Genomic DNA, 18,844 nt, shown 5'->3' with positions numbered 1-18,844 from the left:
GCCGGCTTGAATCGCGCGTACGTTCAGCCTTGCGATCGCGCAGCGGGCCGCTCGTGCCCGTGGCGCAGCGCGAGACTCGCGAACGCGGCGACGACGAGCGCCGCGGTGAGCAGCGTCAGTCCGTTCTTCGCATTCCCGGTCGCCTGTTCGATCGCGCCGACGACGGTCGGGCCGACGAAGCCGCCGAGCAGGCCGCACGTGTTCACCAGACCGAGACCGCCGGCCAGCGCGCTGCCGGCGAGTCGCGACGCCGGAAACGTGAACACGATCGACTGCACGACGAAGAACATCGACGCGGCGATGCATACGCAAGCGAGGCCGGCCACCGGCGACGCGTTGGCGGCACCCACCATTCCGGCCGCCATCACGATGAGCCCGACGCACAGGATCCGGCGCGAATGATGCGACTCGCGCGCGAAGCGCGGCAGGGTTGCGGCGCCGAGTGCGGCGGCGAGCCAGGGCAACGCGCTCAGCAACCCGACCGTGAACGGCGAAAAGCGCCCCGATGCGCCGATGATGCTCGGCAGGAAGAAGATCACCGTGTAGATCGTCAACTGGTGGCAGAAGTACACGAAGATCGCGAGCCAGATCTGCGGATCGCGCAGCGCGGCGCCGAACCGGTGGCCGCCGTGGGCGGCGACCCCGGCATCCTGTTCGGCTGCCAGCGCGCGTTCGAGTGCGCGGCCGGTTTCCGGGGCGAGCCACGGTGCGCTGCTCGGGCGGTCCGGCAGGCGCGTCCAGACGACGAAGGCGAGCAGGATCGCCGGAATCCCTTCGACGACGAACAGCCATTGCCAGCCGTGGAAGCCGAGCGTACCGTCGAGTTCGATCAGCGCGCCGGCCAGCGGCCCGCCGACGATGTTCGCGATGCACACGCCGAGCAGGAAATAGCCGGTCGCCCGCGCACGCTCCTCGCGACCGAACCAGTACGTGAGATACAGCATCACGCCCGGAAACAGTCCGGCTTCGGCGGCGCCGAGCAGCAGGCGCATCACGTAGAACGACGTCGGGCCGCTGACGAACGCCATCGCGACCGACAACGCGCCCCACGTGATCATGATCCGCGTGATCCAGAAGCGCGCACCGACGCGATGCATGATCAGGTTGCTCGGGATCTCGAACAGCGCATAGGTCAGGAAGAACAGGCCGGCGCCGAGCCCGTAGGCCGCGGATGAAATGCCGAGATCGACGCCCATCGAGTGCTTCGCGAAGGCGATGTTGGTGCGGTCGAGGAAGCTGATCACGTAGGCGGCGATCAGCAGCGGCATGAGCTTGCGGAACAGCAGCCGGTTCAGCGACGCGCTTGCGTCGCCGGTCGCGGAAGGGAGGATCTGGGCGGGCTGAGTGGACATGCGGACGACTCCGGTAAAGGCGAACGGGCGCACACGGCAAGCACGGCGCGCTGCGTTCGGCAGAGGCCGCTGCGTCGCGCGCAGCGGAGGGGCAGACGACGGAGCCGCGCCGGCGGCGCTCGGGCGGGAGCGGGGCGATCAAGGGCGTCCTGGCGCCGGCCGGCTCGGGCCGGCGCCTTGTCTCTGCGCTTGCGGGTCCTGGTGTTGGGCGGGTATCGGGCCGACTCGGCGGTCAGAACCGGACCGCGTCGCCACCCTTGAGCTGGAGCATCGCGCGCGCCTCGGCCGGCGTCGCGATCTCCAGCGACAGTCCCTCGAGCACCTGCCGCATTTTCAGTATCTGCGCGACGCTCGATTCGGCGAGCTGGCCGGGCGCGATCCACAGCGAATCCTCGAGTCCGACCCGCACGTTCGCCCCCTGTGCGGCGCCGATCGTCGCGAGCGGAATCTGGTTGCGGCCCGCGCCGAGAATCGACCACACGTAGTCCTGGCCGAACAGGCGGTCTGCCGTGCGGCGCATGTGCATCAGGTCTTCAGGGTGCGCGCCGATGCCGCCGAGCAGGCCGAACACGCTCTGCACGAAGAACGGCGGCTTCGCGAGCCCGCGGTCGACGAAGTGCGCAAGGTTGTACAGGTGCGAGATGTCGTAGCACTCGAACTCGAACCGCGTGCCGTTCGCGCCGCAGCGCGTGAGGATCGTCTCGATGTCGGCGAACGTGTTCTTGAACACCAGGTCGCGGCTCTTCTCGAGATGTTCGCGCTCCCACGGATGCTTCAGTTCGCGAAAGCGCTCGAGCATCGGATAGAGTCCGAAGTTCATCGAACCCATGTTCAGCGACGCGATTTCGGGCTGGAAATGCAGCGCGGGCTGCAGCCGTTCGTCGACGGTCATGTGCGGGCTGCCGCCCGACGTGAGATTGATCACCGCGTCGGTCTGCGCCTTGATGCGCGGCAGAAATTCGGCGAACACGGCCGGGTCCTGCGTGGGCTTGCCGTCCGACGGGTTGCGCGCGTGCAGATGCAGGATCGCGGCGCCGGCCTGCGCGGCCGCGACGGCGGCCGTCTCGATCTGATGCGGGGTGACGGGCAGGTACGGCGACATCGACGGCGTGTGGATCGCGCCGGTCGGCGCGCAGGTGATGATGACTTTGCGAGCGTTTGCCACGAATGGATTCCTTACGATGAGCGATGCAGGAGGCGTCAGAGCACTTCGACGTTGCCGCAGACGGAAATCGCCTGCCCGGTGATGCCGTGCCCGCCCGGCGAGCACAGGAACAGCGCGGTCGCGGCGATTTCGGCCGGATCCGTCATGCGCCGCAGCGAGATCTTGTCGAGATAGCGCTTCTCCATCTCGTCGTAGCCGATGCCGAGCTGCTGCGCGCGTGCTTCGATCACGCGGCGCATCCGCGGGCCGCGCACGATGCCGGGCTGGATCGCGTTCACGCGGATGCCGAGCGGTCCGAGCTCGATCGCGAGGCTTTTCACGAGACCGACGACGGCCCACTTGGTCGCCGCATAGGGCGTGCGGAACGCGTAGCCGAGCCGCCCCGCGACCGACGACAGCGCGATGATCGCGCCGCCGCGCTTCGCGTCACGCAGGAGCGGCACCGCGCGCCGCGCGAACTGGAATTGCGCGTTCAGGTTGATCGCGACCGTCTGCTCCCACTGCACGGGGTCGATTTCGTCGATGCCGCCCGTGGGGCCGGCAATGCCTGCGTTATTGACGAGCACGTCGAGGCCGCCGAGCGTTGTCGATATGTCCGCGAACACGCGCTCGACCGCGGCCGGATCGGATACGTCGGCGAGCGTCGCACTGATCGCGGCGCGCGACGGCCGGTCTGCCAGCGCCGCGATCGCGGCTTGCGACGCATCGCACACGTGGACGCGCGCGCCGCATTCGGCGAACGCGTCGGCGATCTCGAGACCGATGCCCGACGCGCCGCCCGTCACGAGGACGCGCAGGCCGTCATAGGGTTTCAGCAGATCGGAAGCTGTCATGCCGGGTTGTCTCCATCGTTGAAGTTATCGGATGCGGCGCGCCTCGGGGGCTGCTTGCCGCGGAAGGTGGCCGCTACGGCTTCGCGTTCGCGCGCCGCGGGGTCTGCTCGGCCCGCAGCGTTTCGGCGAGATCGTGCGCGGCGCCGCCGATGTCGAGCGCGATGCCGGCACGTACGCCGGTGCCGTCGCGCCGTTCGAGCGCGTCGACGATCGCGCGGTGCGCATCCATCGAGCGCCGCATGTGCGGGATATCGAGCGCGACCATGTTGAGGAACGGCCCGACGCGCATCCACAGGTTCTCGACGATCGCGAGCGTGCTTTCGCTCGCGCCGTGCGCGTAGATCGCGCTGTGGAACGCGAAATTGCTCTGCAGGTAGGCGCGCGAACGGCCGGCCTCGACCTGCGCCTGCATCGTTTCGCAGGTCTTGCGCACGGCGGCAATCTGCGCGTCGGTCATCCGTGCGCACGCGCGTTCGGCGATGCATCCTTCGAGCGCGATCCGCACGTCGCGTAGTTCGTCGAGCATGTCGAGCGTCATCGGCGGCACGACGAGCGCGCGATTCGGGCCGTCGACGAGCGCGCGTTCGGCGCGCAGCCGCGTGAGCGCCGCGCGCACGGGCATCGTCGACGAGCCGACCGCCTCGGCGACGCTGCGCAGGCTCAGCGCCTGACCGGGCGCGAAACGGCCGCTCATCAGCGCTTCGCGCAGTTGCTGGTAGACCTTGTCGGCCATCGTTTCCGATTCGATGACTTTCAGTGCGGGCGGGACGATACGGGGTGCCAAGGCCGGGTTCTCCTGGGTTTGATCTGCGATCTGTGATCACACTTGCGATGGCAAAGTGTTGTCGATGGAGGCCGGTGGCGTCAAGGAGTTCGAGGTAGGGGAAAACGCGGGGCGCGAAGCGGCGTGTCGCCCGTATCATCAAGAACGCGGCGCGATGTGACGGGGCACACGTCAATCACGAGTTAATTCCGTTTCACTGTTGATAGTGAGGAAATATTCGCCATAAGACCCAATGTCTGGGAATTATGGTTCTTGAGCGTGCTAACGCGTTAGCTCTATAATATTGTGAGTTATGTGACATATGGCGACATAAGACACGCTATGTTGGAATTAAGCTTTCGCAAGCCCGATGAAATCGTCACGCTGCTTTGCGAGCGGCTTCGCATGGAGCGTTTGGCGTTGCAACTCACCCAGGCCGACGTGGCCGCGCGTGCCGGCGTCGGCGCGAATACCGTGTCCAACCTGGAAGCCGGACGCAATGTGAGCCTCGAAACGGTCATTCGTGTAGCCATGGTTCTTGGACGAAGCAAGGAACTCGAAGCGCTGTTCCTGCCGAAGCTGGATAGCCTGGAAGACGTTCACCGGTATGAAAAGAGCGCCAAACGTCAGCGCGTCAAGAGGACGACGAGCAATGATTGAGCGGGTCGATGTCTACTACGACGGCTGGGGGGAGCACCGGCTGTGGGGATCGCTGGTCTCGACGACGGCCATCACGGGGCGCCCGTTGATCGTATTCGAATATAGCGATGACGCACGCAAGAGGGGACTCGAGCTGTCGTCTTATGCACTCCCGGTGCATGGGAGCAGGCTGCGCAAGGATTTTCCGTCCCATCAGCTAGGGCTGCCCGGGCCTGTCTATGACGCGCTGCCCGACGGATGGGGCATGTTGCTGATGGATCGGTTGTTCAAACGCCGCGGCCTCAACGCGGCACGCATCGGGCCGCTGGAGCGGCTGGCTTACATTGGCAACCATGCGATGGGGGCCATGTCGTTCGAGCCCGTCGCGCCCGAGATCCAGGAGCCGCAGCCGAATATTCCTCTGGATCGGCTCGCGGCCGAGGTACAGGAAGTCCTCGATGGTGAAGGCGGAGCATTCCTTCATCAGTTGCTGCAGGTCGGCGGTTCTCCGCAAGGCGCCAGGCCGAAGGCGCTGGTCTATCGCGATCCGCGCTCCGGCAGCTTTACCACGGCCGCCGCGGCGGGTTTTGAAGCGTGGCTGGTCAAGTTCCCGGCGCGGCAAGAGCATCCCGAGGTGTGCGCTATCGAGATGGTCTACGCCGAGTGCTTGCGCATGTGCGGCATCGAGACCCCGGACACATTGCATTTCGATTTGCCTGGCGGGATGGCGGCATTTGCGTCCAGGCGTTTCGATCGACGGGACGGTCTGCGCGTGCCCATGCAAAGCGTTGCCGCGTTTACCGGTGCCGATTACAAAACGCCGGGTGCGCTGGATTACGTGAATTTCCTGCGTGCGACTCACATGTGCACCAATGATGTCCGGGAGAAGGCGCGGGCGTTCGAGCGGGCGGTCTTCAACGTCGCGTTCAACAACCGCGACGATCATCCCAAGAACTTCGCGTACATCATGGCGCGATCCGGCGAGTGGAAGCTCGCGCCGGCCTACGACGTGACCTTCTGCGAGGGACCGGGCGGTTATCACCAGATGGACGTCATGGGCGAGGCCCTGCAGATCGACCGAGCGGCATTGCTCGGGCTGGCAAAGGAGGCGGAGATTTCCGCCGCGGCGGCCGGGGACATGATCGACCGCATGTGCTCGGTGGCCAGCCGGTTGTCGGCCATTGCGAGGCGCGACTATCAGGGGACCATTACCGAAGATACCCTGATGTACATTCAGCGTCGGATCGACGAGAACGTTGCGCTGCTCCGTTAGTGCAACGGCGACTGCTCAGCGTGCCGGCTCGTCGGTCAGCGTACCGAGAAACGCCACGATATCCTTGATGTCCTGCTCGGTCATCGCGGGCTTGTCGCCGGGCTTGCGATCGAACGGCGCATCGGTCACGTCGACGTTCGCGCGGTACTTCGGCGGAATATCGTCGTATTCGTCGACCTTGCCGTCCGCGCCGCGCGAATAGAACTTCTGCGGCGAGATGCTGCGCTCGTTGTAGAACGCCATGACCTGGTCGAGCGTATGGAACACGCCGTTGTGGAAGAACACCTGGCGCGTCGCCGCGTTGCGCAGCGTCGGCGTGAGGAACATCCCGCAATACTGCGTCTGGTCCTTCAGGTCCTCGCGGAACGGCCCGCACACGCCGAGATCGTGGAACGCCGGGTTGCGGTTCTGCGCGAGCGCCTGGTTGCGCGGCGCGCCGAGCGCTTCGTACTGGTAGTCGGTCAACATCGGCGGCAGGCCGTCCTTGCCGGGTTTGGACAGATGGCAGCCCGCGCAATTCGCCTTGTCCGGATCGTTGAAGAGCCTCAGCCCGCGCAACTCGGCCTGCGTCAGGCGCGCGCGGCCCTCGAGCCAGCGATCGTACTTGCTGTTGTACGGATGGAACGACGGATCCTCGACCTGATACCGCGCGATCGCGAACATCGCCTCCGACACCAGAAGCTGCGGGCTGGAGAACACGCGCGCGCCGAACAACTGCTCGAACTGCGCGCGATGCGACGACTGCGCGAGCTTGCGCGCGACATCGTCGATGCTTGCATTCGCCATCTCGACCGGATTCAGCAGCGGTCCGAACGCCTGCTGCTGCAGCGTATCGGCGCGGCCATCCCAGAACATCCCGCCCTGCGGCACGAGCTGCGGCGCGGCCGACGTGCCGGCCACCTTCTGCGCCTTGACGACGCCGGCCGCGGAGGCGGCCTGCTGCGCGACGCTCGGCGCGGCGTCGTTTTCGCCCGCATCGGGGCCGATGCTGAAATTCGGCTGGCGGTACAGGTACATCAGCGACGGCGGCGGACGGTAACCCTGCTGCGTCATCGCGAGGCCGCCCGGCTGCACGTCGAGCCCGTTCGGCGGCCCGTATGCATGATCGGGGCTGTGGCACGACGCGCACGACTGCTTGCCGGATGCCGACAGCGACGGATCGGCGAACAGTGCACGACCGAGCTGCGCGACCGCGGACAGCGGCTGCGCGGCCGGGCGCTGAAGCACGACCGGATGCGCATTCGCGCCCGTCCAGTCGGCGACGACGTCGCCGATCGCCGCCGGCGTACGGGCCGGAAACGCGATCGCGAATGCGCCGTAGCCGAGCACGGCCGCGCCGAGCACGAACGCCGCGCGGCGCAGCACGCGGGCAGGGGAGCGCGGCGCGGCGGCGCCGGATGCGTCGGGAGACGGGAACGCGGGACGAGCTGTCATGCTGGCGGTCGAAAGTCGGGCGCGGCGTAAAGGCGGCGCGTTAAATGGAAACGGCCGGCGCACGATGCGCCGGCCTGCTGCTGCTTGCTGTTACCGGTCAGGCAATACTGGTCAGATCGACGGTGCCGCGCTCAGCACGGTGCCTTGCGTCGGATCGAGATACAGCGGCGCCGTATTCGGCTTCGACGAGAAGTCGAACAGCCCGCGCAGGTCGCCCGCCGTCGCATCGAACGAACCGCCGCCGATGCGCTGGCCGCCGAGCCAGTTGTCCTCGATGAAGCGCACGACGGACGCCTGGTCGATCATCGTGTGGTCGACGTAGTTCTGCTTCGCATACGGCGAGATCACGACCAGCGGAATGCGCACACCCGGACCGCAGCGGCCGTTCACGGTGCCGCCGTTCACGCCGGTGGTGCCGCCCGAGCCGCATGCGCCGTTGCCGTTCACCTGGTCGACCGCATCGGACGACGCGCGGGTCGGCGCCGTGTAGGCGTGGTCGTACCAGCCGTCGGAGTCGTCATAGGTGACGATCACGGCCGTGTTCTGCCAGTCCGGCTGCTGCTGCAGGAAGTTGACGACCTTCGTCACGAACGCCTGCTCGTCGAGCGGATCCGAATAGCCCGCGTGCGCATCCTGCGCGGCCGGCGCCTTGAGGAAGCTGACCGACGGGAAATTGCCGGCCTTCACGGCCGCGAAGAAGTCGTCGCTGTCGTACTGGTGGTTCGCCGGTTCAGCCGTCTTGCCGTCGGCTTGGACGCTCGAACCGATCGCCGCAACGCTGCTCGGACGCGTGTGCTGCGGGTTCGCGGTCGACGCGTAGTACTGGAACCAGTTGTGGTGCGGGATGTAGTCGGTCGTCGCGGCGTTCACGGCGGTGGCGACCGTGCTGCGGTTACAGCCGGTCGTGCCGTTGCCGTTCGTCGTCGACAGGTTGAAGCCGCCCATGAAGCCGCCCCACGTGATCTTCGCGGCGTTCAGCAGGTCGCCGATGTTCTTGCCGCTCATCATCGCCTGGTCGGTCGTGCTCGAGCACACGTCGAAGCCGGGGTCGACGTCGTTGATCATCGTGAAGCCGCCTTGGCCGTCGTTGATGTAGTACGAGGTGGCCGCGAGCGTCGACGGCTGCTTCGACGTCTTGACGATCTGCATCCCGTTGGTCTGGCCCGACACGACGTTCAGCGCACCCGGCGTCGACGGGCCGTAGACCGTCGTATACGCGTTGTCGCTCATCGCGAAGCGCTGCGCGTAGTTCCACAGCGCGGTGACGGTGTTGCCGTCGAAGTAGCCCATTACCTGGCCCTTCGTGCCGAACGCGCCGGCGCCGCCGGACGAGCCCTTGCCGGTGTATTTCGGGAACAGGTCGGCGAGGCCGTTGTCCTCGGCCTGCTGCTCGGCCGTGTACGCGTGGTTCTGGTCGGCGGTCGCGGCCTGCGTGCGGTCGAGGCGGAACGGGTTCGCGGCGTCGGTGCCGTTGGCCGTGTTCGTGAAGTTCGGGTTCGCGGTGAGCAGCGTGCCCGTCAGCCCGTTGACCGTCGGCGTGCCGGGCTTGGCGGTGAAGGCCGGTTCGCCGGACGGGTTCGACGCGTTCGGGTAGGTGCCGAAGTAGTGGTCGAACGACACGTTTTCGCCGTAGATCACGACGACGTGCTTGATCGGCGTGGCGGTCTGCAGCGCATCCTGCGATGACACCGCGGGCGTCGACGTCGGATCGTCGCTGCCGCCGCAGGCGAACAGCGCAAGCGCTGCGGCTGCACAGGCGGTGACGAGCAAGGCTTGACGGAACATCGGGAAACTCCAGGTAAGGTTTTCGATGGTGGAGAGCGGCCCCGTCGCCGTCTCGGTTCGGCGCGGGGCTCGTGATGGAGCACCGGCATTGAAACAGTCCGGTATGAAGATATGGGGGCGAAGCGGTTTCGCGACGGTTGCGCCGCGGTATCGATTCCATTACGGCGCGACGCGGCGCGAAAGAAAGCGGAAAGGCATAGGCGGATGCAACCGGCGCGACACATTCGGCCGCGGGCGCGGTCGTCGCCGTGCATGCCGCGCCGGTCGGTCCGCCGCGTGCGGCGGGCCGGTCCGTCCGCGAGGTCGTGCAGCGCGCTTTTTTGACAATCCGGTGACACATTCATACGATGATCGGCCCGCGGCGACGATTTCGCGTTGCCAGCCGTCAGCGAGTGTTCAACGTGCCGATCCCCGTTCTGCTTGCCGTCCTGTGTGCCGCGTTCCTGCATGCGTCATGGAATGCGCTCGTGCGCAGCAGCGGCGACCGACTGCGCTCGGCCACGGTGCTGCAGATCGCGATCGGGCTGTTCGCGCTGCTGTTCCTGCCGGGCGCCGCGCCGATCACGCCCGCGAGCTGGGCCTGCGTCGTCGCGTCGGCGGTGATCCATGTTGTCTATACGTTGCTGCTGGTGCGCGCGTACGAGCACGGCGACCTGAGCGTCTCGTATCCGGTCGCGCGCGGCACCGCGCCGCTGCTCGTCACGCTGGGCGCGGCCGCGTTCGCGGGCGAGCGTCTCAACGCCGGCGCGCAATGCGGACTCGTGCTGATCTGCGCCGGCATCATGGCGATCGGGCTCGAGCGCGGGCGGGGCGCGCCACACCGGATGGCGCCCGTGTTGCTCACCGCATTCGCGACCGGCGTATCGATCGCCGCGTACAGCGTGGTCGACGGGATCGGCGTGCGGGAAAGCGGCAGCACGGTCGGCTATACCGGGTGGATGTTCGTGCTGACCGGGCTGCTGATGGCCGCGTATTACCGGCTGCGCGCAGGGCCGCTGCGGCTCACGCAGGATCTCGGCGAAACGGCGAAGGCCGCGTGCGGCGGCGTGTTCGCGGCCCTCGCGTACGGGATCGTGATCTGGGCGATGGATCGCGCGCCGATGGGACCGGTGTCGGCGCTGCGCGAAACGAGCGTGGTGTTCGCGGCGCTGATCGCGCGCGTGTATCTCGGCGAGCGGCTGACACCGCGTCGCGCGGGCGGGTGTCTGGTGATTGCTTGCGGGGCGCTGCTGATCAGCGCGTTCGAGGCGACCTGAGGGAGCGTGGCGGCGCACTAGCCGCATTGCGCCGCCCCGGTGATCCGACTTAGCTAAAAAGACCTAGCGCGCCTGCCGCATAACTCGCGAGATGAAAAAACACGACAAACAGCGTAGCGACAACGACCACGGTTGCCCATTTGCGCGACGACCAGCGCCGATAAGCGAACGCGTTGATTACGGCAAAGAGGACCGAGGGCCACAAGGTGAGCGCCAGCAGGCCGACCATGAATAGGGCGTGAGAGGCGCAGTGCTCCATGTCGTTACAGCCGCTGGAATGTGACGCCGTAGCGGGCCAACGAATACGGCTGAACGTATAGAGGGATGCCCAGGTAGCGAGCAAGCCCCATATGAATCCGCCGAGGGTGGCGGCCAGTCGTTTCATTCAACTTCCCAGAAAAGGATTTCTTTCGAGTCGGCCAGGTCCGAGTACCAATTTCCGCGTCGGCCCCGAAGATAATCGAGCGGATTAATCATCGACCGCACGCCTAGGCGAAACCGCCAGAATGATGCGGCAGAGGGCGTGAGCGTGTTCTTGTTCCACAGATCGATATGTCCGCCACTCAAGGCGTCAGCCGAATCTCCTTCCTGTCGCCAGTAGCCGAAAAAGTAGATGATACCGGTTCGGCCACTTATCTTGTCCTGCCAGTCCCGCCCCGTGACGTTTTGGGGTTTGCCCAGGCCGAGGAATGGGCGGAGTTTCAACCATTCGGCCAGTTCATAAGCGCGAGTCGCAGTTGCTTTGCCCTTGAGGAGCAACCGTCCCAACGTTCCTTTTCCCGGCATCGGCTTCAGTACCTTTTGCGAAAACGACTTCATGTCGCTCCCGGCCGCATGAAACGTAACGCTCATCCGGATCGCACATTGATTTTCGTACTCGCCGGTCGGGTCGTCGTATGGGTCTTTCTTCGGGTATGCGCGCCAAAGCTGCTGAAATGTCAGTGCTTTGAGTTGTACGGTTTTTTCAGAGAGCGGCGTGTTGTTGGTGCGGACTTTCGTGGGCGGATTCGGCATCAGTCACGCTCCGTATTGCTTTGCAATGGCGTCGTCGCCCCAATGGACGACGTAAGTGCCGGCTGCCGCTTTGGTGTCAACGCGTGGAAGGGCGCCACTGTAGTCAAGGCATCCGGAATACGTGCGGCCGTCTGCCGTCTCGATGTAGTAAGGATATCCAGCGAGTGTTGACCTACGCGCCATGCACTTGATCTTGTCGTCGTATTGGAAAGGCGCCGCTTCCGATTGTGCTGTCGGGGCAACGGGCCGTGCGCTGCCTATCGCCGGTGCATTACTGGATGCATTGCCTTCTTCATAGAAAATCATGCTGTCGTCGCCCGCCATGACCTTGTTCTGTCCACATGGGCAAAGAACCGGGTCGCCATTTAGAACGACTCTTCGGCCATGGCAACTCATACGCTGGGCGCTGCCAAAAATCTTGAACGCTCCTTCGCAGTTACCACATGTCGCTTCATCTCCGTCTATGGCGACATGCTTGCCTTTGTCGAACATCGTGGACGTGACCGCAATGACGAATCCGCCAGTCGTGGTCGGATCGCCGTCTCTTACTGCTGTTCGGCGCATGGTCAATTCCCTGTGTGTTAAGGAAGAAAAGACGATCGCCGACAGTAAGCAAGTTGCCTATTGGATATGTACGATTTTTTGTGAAAATCGCCAACGAATGGTGGGCGCCGAGTCGATTGAAGATATCGGGCGAGAAATGGAGGGAGGCACAAGCTCCCACCATTTCCGGGGGACGTTCACAGCCGGGGCATTGCCGGGTGACGCGTTGGAAGCACTGGGCGCTAGCTTTCCAACGGCATCGCACTCGTGCACTTGATTTCATCGAGACACACGCTCGAATGCACGCCGCTCACGCCGGGAATGCGCATCAGCGTTTCGAGCAGGAACGTGGACAGCCCCTTCAGGTCGTGCGCGACGACCTTCAGCACGTAATCGATATCGCCCGTCACCGAGAAACATTCCTGGATCTGCGCGAGATCCGACACGAGTTTCTGGAACTTCGACAGGTCGCGGATATGCCCGCGCTCCATCGTCACGTGCACGAACGCGGTGACGCCGAACCCGAGCGTATCGGGGCACAGACGGGTTTCGTAGCGGCGGATCGCGCCGATCTCCTCCAGCCGGCGGTGGCGCCGCAGCGTCTGCGCGGGTGACAGGCCCACGGCCTTCGCCAGATCGAGGTTCGACGCGCGGCCGTTCTCCTGCAATACCGACAACAAGTGGCGATCGATGCGATCGAGAACCGGTTCAGGCATTTTTGTTTCCTCGTCTGTCTCCGGGGTGCAATTTTATCTCATAATGTAGGGTTTGCATGAGCGGGTTACGCAACCCGATTTCGCCGTCGCGACGCTAAACTGACGCCGGATTTTCGTGTGCGGCCGCGGCGACGCGGGCGAGGACGACGGTCGGCGGCCGGGCTGGCGGGCCTGCCGGCAGGAATCGGGCGTCACCGTGCGAAGATCGCAGTCCCCAACCCGGCGGCTCCACGAACGGCCGCCGGCACAGCAAAACAACGCCCGGCACACCGAGGCGTGCCGCACCGCTTCCGGCGGAGGCGGGCAACATGGAGAAGACATGGTTTCTGGAAACGAGAAGGACGGCCTGAAGCGGGGGCTGAAGAACCGGCACATCCAGCTGATCGCGCTCGGCGGCGCGCTCGGCACGGGGCTGTTCCTCGGCATCGCGCAGACGATCAAGATGGCCGGCCCGTCCGTGCTGCTCGGCTACGCGGTGGCTGGCGTCGTCGCGTTCTTCATCATGCGCCAGCTTGGCGAGATGGTCGTCGACGAGCCGGTGGCCGGCTCGTTCAGCTACTTCGCCGACAAATACGTCGGTCACTTCACCGGCTTCCTGTCCGGCTGGAACTACTGGGTGCTGTACATCCTCGTCAGCATGGCCGAGCTGTCGGCCGTCGGGATCTACGTGCAGTACTGGTGGCCCGGCGTGCCGACCTGGGTGTCCGCGCTGGTGTTCTTCGTCGCGATCAACCTGCTGAACCTGGCGAGCGTGAAGTCGTACGGCGAGACGGAATTCTGGTTCTCGATCATCAAGGTCGCCGCGATCGTCGGGATGATCGGCTTCGGCGGCTGGCTGCTCGCGAGCGGCCACGCGGGGCCGGAGGCGAGCATCGCGAACCTCTGGCAGCACGGCGGCTTCTTCCCGAACGGCGTGTCGGGGCTCGTGATGTCGATGGCGGCGATCATGTTCTCGTTCGGCGGGCTGGAGCTGATCGGCATCACCGCGGCCGAGGCCGACGATCCGAAGCACAGCATTCCGCGCGCGACCAACCAGGTGATCTACCGGATCCTGATTTTCTACATCGGCGCGCTGGCGGTGCTGCTGTCGCTGTATCCGTGGGAAAAGGTCGTCACCGGCGGCAGCCCGTTCGTGCTGATCTTCCACGCGCTGAGCAGCAACCTGGTCGCGAACGTGCTGAACGTGGTCGTGCTGACGGCCGCGCTGTCGGTCTACAACAGCGGCGTGTACAGCAACAGCCGGATGCTGTTCGGCCTCGCGAAGCAGGGCAACGCGCCGAAGGTGCTGTGCTCGGTGAACAAGCGCGGCATTCCGCTCGCCGCGCTCGGCGCGTCGGCGCTCGCGACCGGCGCGTGCGTGCTGGTCAACTACTTCATGCCGGGCAAGGCGTTCGAGGTGCTGATGGGCCTCGTCGTGTCGGCGCTGATCATCAACTGGGCGATGATCACGCTGATCCACCTGAAGTTCCGCCAGGCCAAGCGCATTGCGGGAGAGCAGACTTCGTTCCGCAGTCTGGGCTATCCTTTCACGAATTACCTGTGCCTGGCGTTCATGGCCGGCATTCTCGTCGTGATGTACCTGACGCCGGATCTCCGCCTGTCGGTGTACCTGATCCCCGTATGGCTCGCGGTGCTCGCGATCGGGTATCGCTTCCGTCAGAAGAATGCGGGCTACGCGATGCGCGACGGCGCGTCCGCGCGCTGACACGGGCACCACGACCATTCTTCCAGACGAGACCGACATAGCCATGTTCGAACACATCGACGCGTACCCGGGCGATCCGATCCTGACGCTCAACGAGAACTTCCAGAAAGATCCGCGCGATCAGAAGGTCAACCTGAGCATCGGCATCTATTTCGATGCCGAAGGCCGGATTCCCGTGATGGGTGCCGTGCGCGAAGCCGAAACCGCGCTGCAGCGCGATCTCGGCCCGAAACCCTACCTGCCGATGGTCGGCCTCGCCGCGTATCGCGACGCCGTGCAGGCACTCGTGTTCGGCGCCGATCACCCGGCGCGTGCGGCCGGCCGCATCGCGACCGTGCAGACGCTCGGCGGCTCGGGGGCGCTGAAGGTGGGCGCCGATTTCCTGAAGCGCTACTTCCCGGACGCGCAGGTGTGGCTCAGCGATCCGAGCTGGGAAAACCACCGCTTCATCTTCGAGCGGGCCGGCTTCACGGTGAACACGTACCCGTACTACGACGAAGCGACGGGCGGCCTGAAGTTCGACGCGATGCTCGCGGCGATCGACGCGCTGCCGGCGCGCAGCATCGTGCTGCTGCACGCGTGCTGCCATAACCCGACCGGCGTCGATCTCGACGAAGGCCAGTGGGAGAAGCTGATCGACGTGATCGAGGCGCGCGGGCTGCTGCCGTTCGTCGACATGGCGTACCAGGGCTTCGGCGCGGGCCTCGACGCGGATGCGTTCGCGGTGCGCGAACTGGCCCGCCGCGGCGTGCCGGCGCTCGTCGCGAACTCGTTCTCGAAGAATTTCTCGCTGTACGGCGAGCGCGTCGGCGGCCTGAGCGTCGTCTGCGAGGATGCGGCCGCGGCCGAGCGCGTGCTGGGCCAGTTGGCCGGCGCGGTGCGCTCGAACTACAGCAACCCGCAAACCTACGGCGCGAAGGTCGTGGCGACGGTGCTCAACACGCCGGCGCTGCGCAAGCAGTGGGAAGAAGAGCTCGCCGCGATGTGCCGCCGCATCGCGCGGATGCGCCAGTCGATCCACGACGGCCTGCGTGACCACGTCAGCGGCGAAGCGCTCACGCGCTACGTGAAGCAGCGCGGGATGTTCACGTACACGGGCCTGACCGAATCGCAGGTCGACGCGCTGCGCGAAGTGCACGGCGTGTACATCCTGCGTTCGGGCCGCATGTGCGTCGCCGGCCTGAACGATTCGAACGTCGGCATCGTCGCGGAGGCGATCGGCAAGGTGCTGAAGAGCGGCGTCTGACCGCACGCCTCCGGGCGCCCGATCGTTTCGCCGAAACCGGCTGTCTCCTTCGCGGAGGCAGCCGGTTTTTTGTTGCGCGGCGGCGGCGCGGCGCTACGATGGAAGCTCGAACGCATGACGAAGGAGCGGCATGGCCATTCGAATCGTACGGCTCGGCACGCCGCGCGCGGCCGGCGAGGGCCTGAGGATCGGCACGGTGCGGCGACCGCCGCGCGGCGTACCCAAGGCGGAATTCGCGTCGCGCAACTACTATGATGTATGGTTGCCGACGCTGTCGCCGAGCCCCGAGCTCGTCGCGCAGGCGCTGGCTGCCGAAACCGACGCCGAATGGCGCGCGTTCACGCGGCGCTTTCGCGCGGAAATGGCGCATGGCGACGCGCCGAAGGTGCTGGACCTGCTCGCCGCGCTGTCGGCGACGAGCGCGTTCTCGATCGGCTGCTACTGCGAGGACGAACGCCGGTGCCATCGCGGCGTGCTGCGCGAACTGCTGGCCGAGCGCGGTGCGGCGATCGACGCGGACGCGGGCTGAACGCCGGTCCGGCCATGCGAGGGGCGCCGCATCGTGCGGCGCAGCGAAGCCGTTGACGTGGGTCAAGCGTGCGGCCGTGCAGACGGCTATGCTCAGGTCATGGGATCGTCACGACGATGACAGGCGGACAGATGCAGATTGCCTTTCCACCGGAACCGCCCGAATATTGCGCACGCGATCTGGTCGTCGCGTTTTCGGCGCTGGTCGATGGCCGCTGCGTGCAGTGCGCGATCACAGCCGAAGCGCTGGAAGACCATTTCGGCGCGCCGTCGCTGCTCGAGCGGGACCTGCTGGCTGCGTTCGAAGCGCATCGGTCGGCGATCGATGCGATGGCACGACGGATGCTCGAAGAAATCGGCGGACGGCCGGTGTTGCTGCATAGCGGTCATTTCCGGCTCGACGAAGACTGATCCCGCAGGAGGGCGCATGACACTGCAAGGTACGATTCATGAACGCGACTGGTCGGTCGAAATCGAGACGCGACCGTGCGAATCCGGCGAGTTCCGCTGTCGTGTGTCGGTCGAGCACGGCGCGGGAGCGGCACGCTTTCATCATACGTTCGAGCACAGTCACGCGTATCCCACCGAGCACGAGGCGGCGATCGAAGGGCTGCGGGCCGGGATGACGTGGATCGAAATGAAGGCGTCGCAGACATTCAGCGTATAAACCCTCTCGCGCCAATGGTTGCGCGCAGGTGGCGCCGCCACGGGCAGTGATCGCCGCGTCAGGCATCGCGCCGCGTGCGGGACAGGGACACACAGTGACAGCTACGCGGTCGACGAGCGCCGATCTCGTCAGGAGGCGCGCCATGGGCGTGGGCATGCAGATCGTCTGCGTCGGATTCACGGGGTCCGCCGCGCTTGAAGCCGAAGCGGGGGCGCAGTTGGTGCGGCTCGAACGATTCCGTGCACGGCTCGACGATTGCCGGCTGACGATCGAGTCGCGCACGATCGGCGACAGCGATCGGAGCTACGACGTGCGGCTCGAGCTGGTCATGCACGATCGCGCGCCGGCCTCGCTGCCGTGCAGTACCGGCGACGACGTGGACGAGACGATACGCCGCGCGTTCGCGCAAGCCGAACAGGCGTTGTCCGCCTGGCAGGCGGACGAACCTGAAGCGGTCGCGTCGCGTGCGGTCGAGACGGGCGCCGCCGCGAAATGATGCTTGCCGCGCGCGCGGTCCGTCAGACCTGGGCGAGCGCCTGCGCGTCGATGATCCGCACGCGCTTACCGCGCGTTTCGACGAGCGACTCCCGATGGAACCGCGAGAACATCCGGCTGACGGTTTCGAGCTTCATGCCGAGATAGCAGCCGATTTCCTCGCGCGTCATCCGCAGGTTGAATTCCGATGCCGAATAACCGCGCGCCTCGAAGCGCGACGACAGGTTCAGCAGGAAATGCGCGACGCGCTGCTCGGCCGACATCGTGCCGAGCAGCAGCATCTGGCTCGATTCGCGGACGATCTCGCTGCTCAGCATCTGATAGAGAAAATGCTGCATCGATTTCATTTCGCGGCATGCCGCTTCGAGCGCGCCGAACGGGATGATGCACACGACGCTGTCTTCGAGCGCGATCGCGTCGCAGCAGTGCCGGCCGTTGCCGATGCCGTCCATGCCGAGCGTTTCACCGGCGATCTGGAAGCCGTTCACGTGCTCGCGGCCGTCGCGATGCATCATCACCGTCTTGAACGAGCCCGCGCGCACCGCATAGATGCTCTGGAACGGGTCGTCGGTGCGGAACAGCGCGTCGCCCTGGCGAACGTGCCGGGTCGAGCAGATGATCGCGTCGAGGCGGCCGTATTCGTCCGCGGTGAGGTCGGGCGGCAGGCACATCGAGCGCATCGCGCAGACGGAGCAGCGCGCGGCCGGATGTTTGGCGGTGTCGGCGCGTGCGACCGCGTGAAGCGGAATCGGTGGCCGAACCGCGACGGGTGGGGCAGTGGCGAAGGCGGTGACGGTAGACATGAATCTCTCCGGCTCGATCAGGGTTGGTGCGCGCGAGCGTGCACCAGGGATTCGATGACGCGGCATGCGGCGTCGAATTCGGCGGTCTTGTCGAAGAAATAATCGGCTCCGGCCGCCGCGCATGCCTTTCTGAATGCAAGCGCCGAGTGGTTCGTCAGCACGATCGTGACGACGGGCGGTGCGGCCTTCGACAGCATCCCGATCAGGTCGAGACCGCTGCCGTCCGCGAGCCGCAGGTCGACGATCACGACGTCCGCGCGGCTGCTGCGGATGTGCGTCCACGCGTCCTGGCCGTCTTCCGCTTCGCCGACGACCACGACGCCGCCGATCGCGCCGACGAGCAGCGCGATCCGTTGCCGCACGGCGACGGCGTGATCGACGAGGAACACCCTGAGCGCGGCGGCAGGTGACAGGCTGGCATTCATGCCGGCAGTATCGTGTTGCGCCGCCGAAAATGAAATCGGCCGAATTGGAAGTTTGTGTAGGCCACTTCGACGCGTTGTAGGGCGTTTCCTACAAGCGTGTGCGAAAGCGGCGGCGACGCCTGTGTCGGGCCGCCGGGTGCGCGGCGCGCAGGCGGCTGTCGGCCGCCGCCGTCGTTGCCGCCGGTGCCGCCGCGTGGAATCA

The 18,844-nt window shown here is 65.8% G+C and carries 22 protein-coding genes; 9 read left to right on the top strand and 13 right to left on the bottom strand.

The features are described 5' to 3' along the window. Positions 1–23: 23 nt before the first annotated feature. The 4 genes from F3J14_RS15430 to F3J14_RS15415 form a co-directional block, all read right to left on the bottom strand. The gene (locus F3J14_RS15430; RefSeq protein WP_166723727.1) at positions 24–1,352 is read right to left on the bottom strand and encodes an MFS transporter; all 1,329 of its coding nucleotides are present in this window, start codon (positions 1,350–1,352) and stop codon (positions 24–26) included. A 232-nt stretch (positions 1,353–1,584) separates the two neighbouring features. Continuing rightward, positions 1,585–2,517: a 3-keto-5-aminohexanoate cleavage protein gene (locus tag F3J14_RS15425; protein ID WP_166723726.1), complete on the bottom strand. Its 933-nt coding sequence runs from the start codon at positions 2,515–2,517 to the stop codon at positions 1,585–1,587. Between the two features lie 35 nt (positions 2,518–2,552). Next, the gene (locus F3J14_RS15420; RefSeq protein ID WP_166723725.1) at positions 2,553–3,350 is read right to left on the bottom strand and encodes an SDR family oxidoreductase; all 798 of its coding nucleotides are present in this window, start codon (positions 3,348–3,350) and stop codon (positions 2,553–2,555) included. 73 nt (positions 3,351–3,423) lie between these two features. After that, complete coding sequence (locus tag F3J14_RS15415; protein ID WP_011658763.1) at positions 3,424–4,134, bottom strand: GntR family transcriptional regulator; 711 nt, start codon at positions 4,132–4,134, stop codon at positions 3,424–3,426. A 324-nt stretch (positions 4,135–4,458) separates the two neighbouring features. Between F3J14_RS15415 and F3J14_RS15410 the strand changes: the two genes are divergently transcribed. Further along, positions 4,459–4,773 carry a helix-turn-helix transcriptional regulator gene (locus F3J14_RS15410; protein WP_348771998.1) on the top strand — a complete coding sequence of 105 codons (315 nt, stop codon included), beginning with the start codon at positions 4,459–4,461 and terminating at the stop codon, positions 4,771–4,773. Continuing rightward, entirely contained in the window at positions 4,766–6,025 is a 1,260-nt protein-coding gene (locus F3J14_RS15405) for a type II toxin-antitoxin system HipA family toxin (protein WP_166723723.1), read from the top strand. The genes F3J14_RS15410 and F3J14_RS15405 overlap by 8 nt, the downstream gene beginning before the upstream one ends. Positions 6,026–6,040: 15 nt before the next feature. On the opposite strand, the gene F3J14_RS15400 is transcribed toward F3J14_RS15405, so the two are convergent. Then, positions 6,041–7,459 carry a cytochrome c peroxidase gene (locus F3J14_RS15400; RefSeq protein ID WP_166723722.1) on the bottom strand — a complete coding sequence of 473 codons (1,419 nt, stop codon included), beginning with the start codon at positions 7,457–7,459 and terminating at the stop codon, positions 6,041–6,043. A 111-nt stretch (positions 7,460–7,570) separates the two neighbouring features. Then, positions 7,571–9,244 (bottom strand): alkaline phosphatase family protein, encoded by a 1,674-nt coding sequence (locus F3J14_RS15395; protein ID WP_166723721.1) that lies wholly within the window; start codon positions 9,242–9,244, stop codon positions 7,571–7,573. Positions 9,245–9,591: 347 nt separating this feature from the next. On the opposite strand from F3J14_RS15395, the gene F3J14_RS15390 reads away from it, so the two are divergent. Next, on the top strand, positions 9,592–10,500 hold the full coding sequence (locus F3J14_RS15390) for a DMT family transporter (RefSeq protein ID WP_166723720.1): 909 nt from the start codon (positions 9,592–9,594) through the stop codon (positions 10,498–10,500). A gap of 49 nt (positions 10,501–10,549) precedes the next feature. Here the strand turns inward: F3J14_RS15390 and F3J14_RS15385 are convergent, their stop codons facing one another. The 4 genes from F3J14_RS15385 to F3J14_RS15370 all read right to left on the bottom strand — a co-directional run bounded on the left by F3J14_RS15385 (position 10,550) and on the right by F3J14_RS15370 (position 12,773). Then, positions 10,550–10,885, bottom strand: coding sequence for a hypothetical protein (locus tag F3J14_RS15385; RefSeq protein ID WP_166723719.1), 336 nt, complete (start codon positions 10,883–10,885; stop codon positions 10,550–10,552). After that, positions 10,882–11,514: a type VI secretion system amidase effector protein Tae4 gene (locus F3J14_RS15380; RefSeq protein ID WP_166723718.1), complete on the bottom strand. Its 633-nt coding sequence runs from the start codon at positions 11,512–11,514 to the stop codon at positions 10,882–10,884. Before F3J14_RS15380 ends, F3J14_RS15385 begins: the two co-directional genes overlap by 4 nt. Positions 11,515–11,517: 3 nt before the next feature. Then, positions 11,518–12,078, bottom strand: coding sequence for a PAAR domain-containing protein (locus F3J14_RS35690; RefSeq protein WP_247682226.1), 561 nt, complete (start codon positions 12,076–12,078; stop codon positions 11,518–11,520). 221 nt (positions 12,079–12,299) lie between these two features. Next, positions 12,300–12,773, bottom strand: coding sequence for an Lrp/AsnC family transcriptional regulator (locus F3J14_RS15370; RefSeq protein ID WP_006759289.1), 474 nt, complete (start codon positions 12,771–12,773; stop codon positions 12,300–12,302). Positions 12,774–13,092: 319 nt separating this feature from the next. On the opposite strand from F3J14_RS15370, the gene F3J14_RS15365 reads away from it, so the two are divergent. The 6 genes from F3J14_RS15365 to F3J14_RS15340 all read left to right on the top strand — a co-directional run bounded on the left by F3J14_RS15365 (position 13,093) and on the right by F3J14_RS15340 (position 17,415). Next, positions 13,093–14,478, top strand: coding sequence for an amino acid permease (locus F3J14_RS15365; protein WP_166723717.1), 1,386 nt, complete (start codon positions 13,093–13,095; stop codon positions 14,476–14,478). A gap of 43 nt (positions 14,479–14,521) precedes the next feature. After that, positions 14,522–15,724 carry an amino acid aminotransferase gene (locus F3J14_RS15360; RefSeq protein WP_166723716.1) on the top strand — a complete coding sequence of 401 codons (1,203 nt, stop codon included), beginning with the start codon at positions 14,522–14,524 and terminating at the stop codon, positions 15,722–15,724. Between the two features lie 130 nt (positions 15,725–15,854). Then, positions 15,855–16,253 (top strand): DUF488 family protein, encoded by a 399-nt coding sequence (locus F3J14_RS15355; RefSeq protein WP_011658771.1) that lies wholly within the window; start codon positions 15,855–15,857, stop codon positions 16,251–16,253. A gap of 116 nt (positions 16,254–16,369) precedes the next feature. Further along, a complete protein-coding gene (locus tag F3J14_RS15350; RefSeq protein ID WP_166723715.1) occupies positions 16,370–16,663 on the top strand; it encodes a DUF1488 domain-containing protein in 294 nt (97 codons plus the stop codon). 16 nt (positions 16,664–16,679) lie between these two features. Next, positions 16,680–16,919 (top strand): UDP-glucose 4-epimerase, encoded by a 240-nt coding sequence (locus F3J14_RS15345; RefSeq protein ID WP_166723714.1) that lies wholly within the window; start codon positions 16,680–16,682, stop codon positions 16,917–16,919. Positions 16,920–17,061: 142 nt separating this feature from the next. Beyond that, positions 17,062–17,415 carry a metal ABC transporter ATPase gene (locus F3J14_RS15340; RefSeq protein ID WP_166723713.1) on the top strand — a complete coding sequence of 118 codons (354 nt, stop codon included), beginning with the start codon at positions 17,062–17,064 and terminating at the stop codon, positions 17,413–17,415. 22 nt (positions 17,416–17,437) lie between these two features. Here the strand turns inward: F3J14_RS15340 and F3J14_RS15335 are convergent, their stop codons facing one another. The 3 genes from F3J14_RS15335 to F3J14_RS35435 all read right to left on the bottom strand — a co-directional run. Next, entirely contained in the window at positions 17,438–18,217 is a 780-nt protein-coding gene (locus F3J14_RS15335; RefSeq protein ID WP_166723712.1) for a helix-turn-helix domain-containing protein, read from the bottom strand. Between the two features lie 17 nt (positions 18,218–18,234). Then, on the bottom strand, positions 18,235–18,642 hold the full coding sequence (locus F3J14_RS15330; RefSeq protein WP_166723711.1) for a response regulator: 408 nt from the start codon (positions 18,640–18,642) through the stop codon (positions 18,235–18,237). Next, positions 18,639–18,844 (bottom strand): hypothetical protein (locus F3J14_RS35435; protein WP_211080358.1); only part of this gene is annotated, 206 nt, incomplete at its 5' end. The genes F3J14_RS15330 and F3J14_RS35435, both read right to left, overlap by 4 nt.

Source organism: Burkholderia sp. Tr-862 (assembly GCF_011753085.1).
GTDB lineage: Bacteria > Pseudomonadota > Gammaproteobacteria > Burkholderiales > Burkholderiaceae > Burkholderia > Burkholderia ambifaria.
Note: the sequence above shows the minus strand (reverse complement) of the source record. Positions and strands in the feature narration are given on the sequence as shown.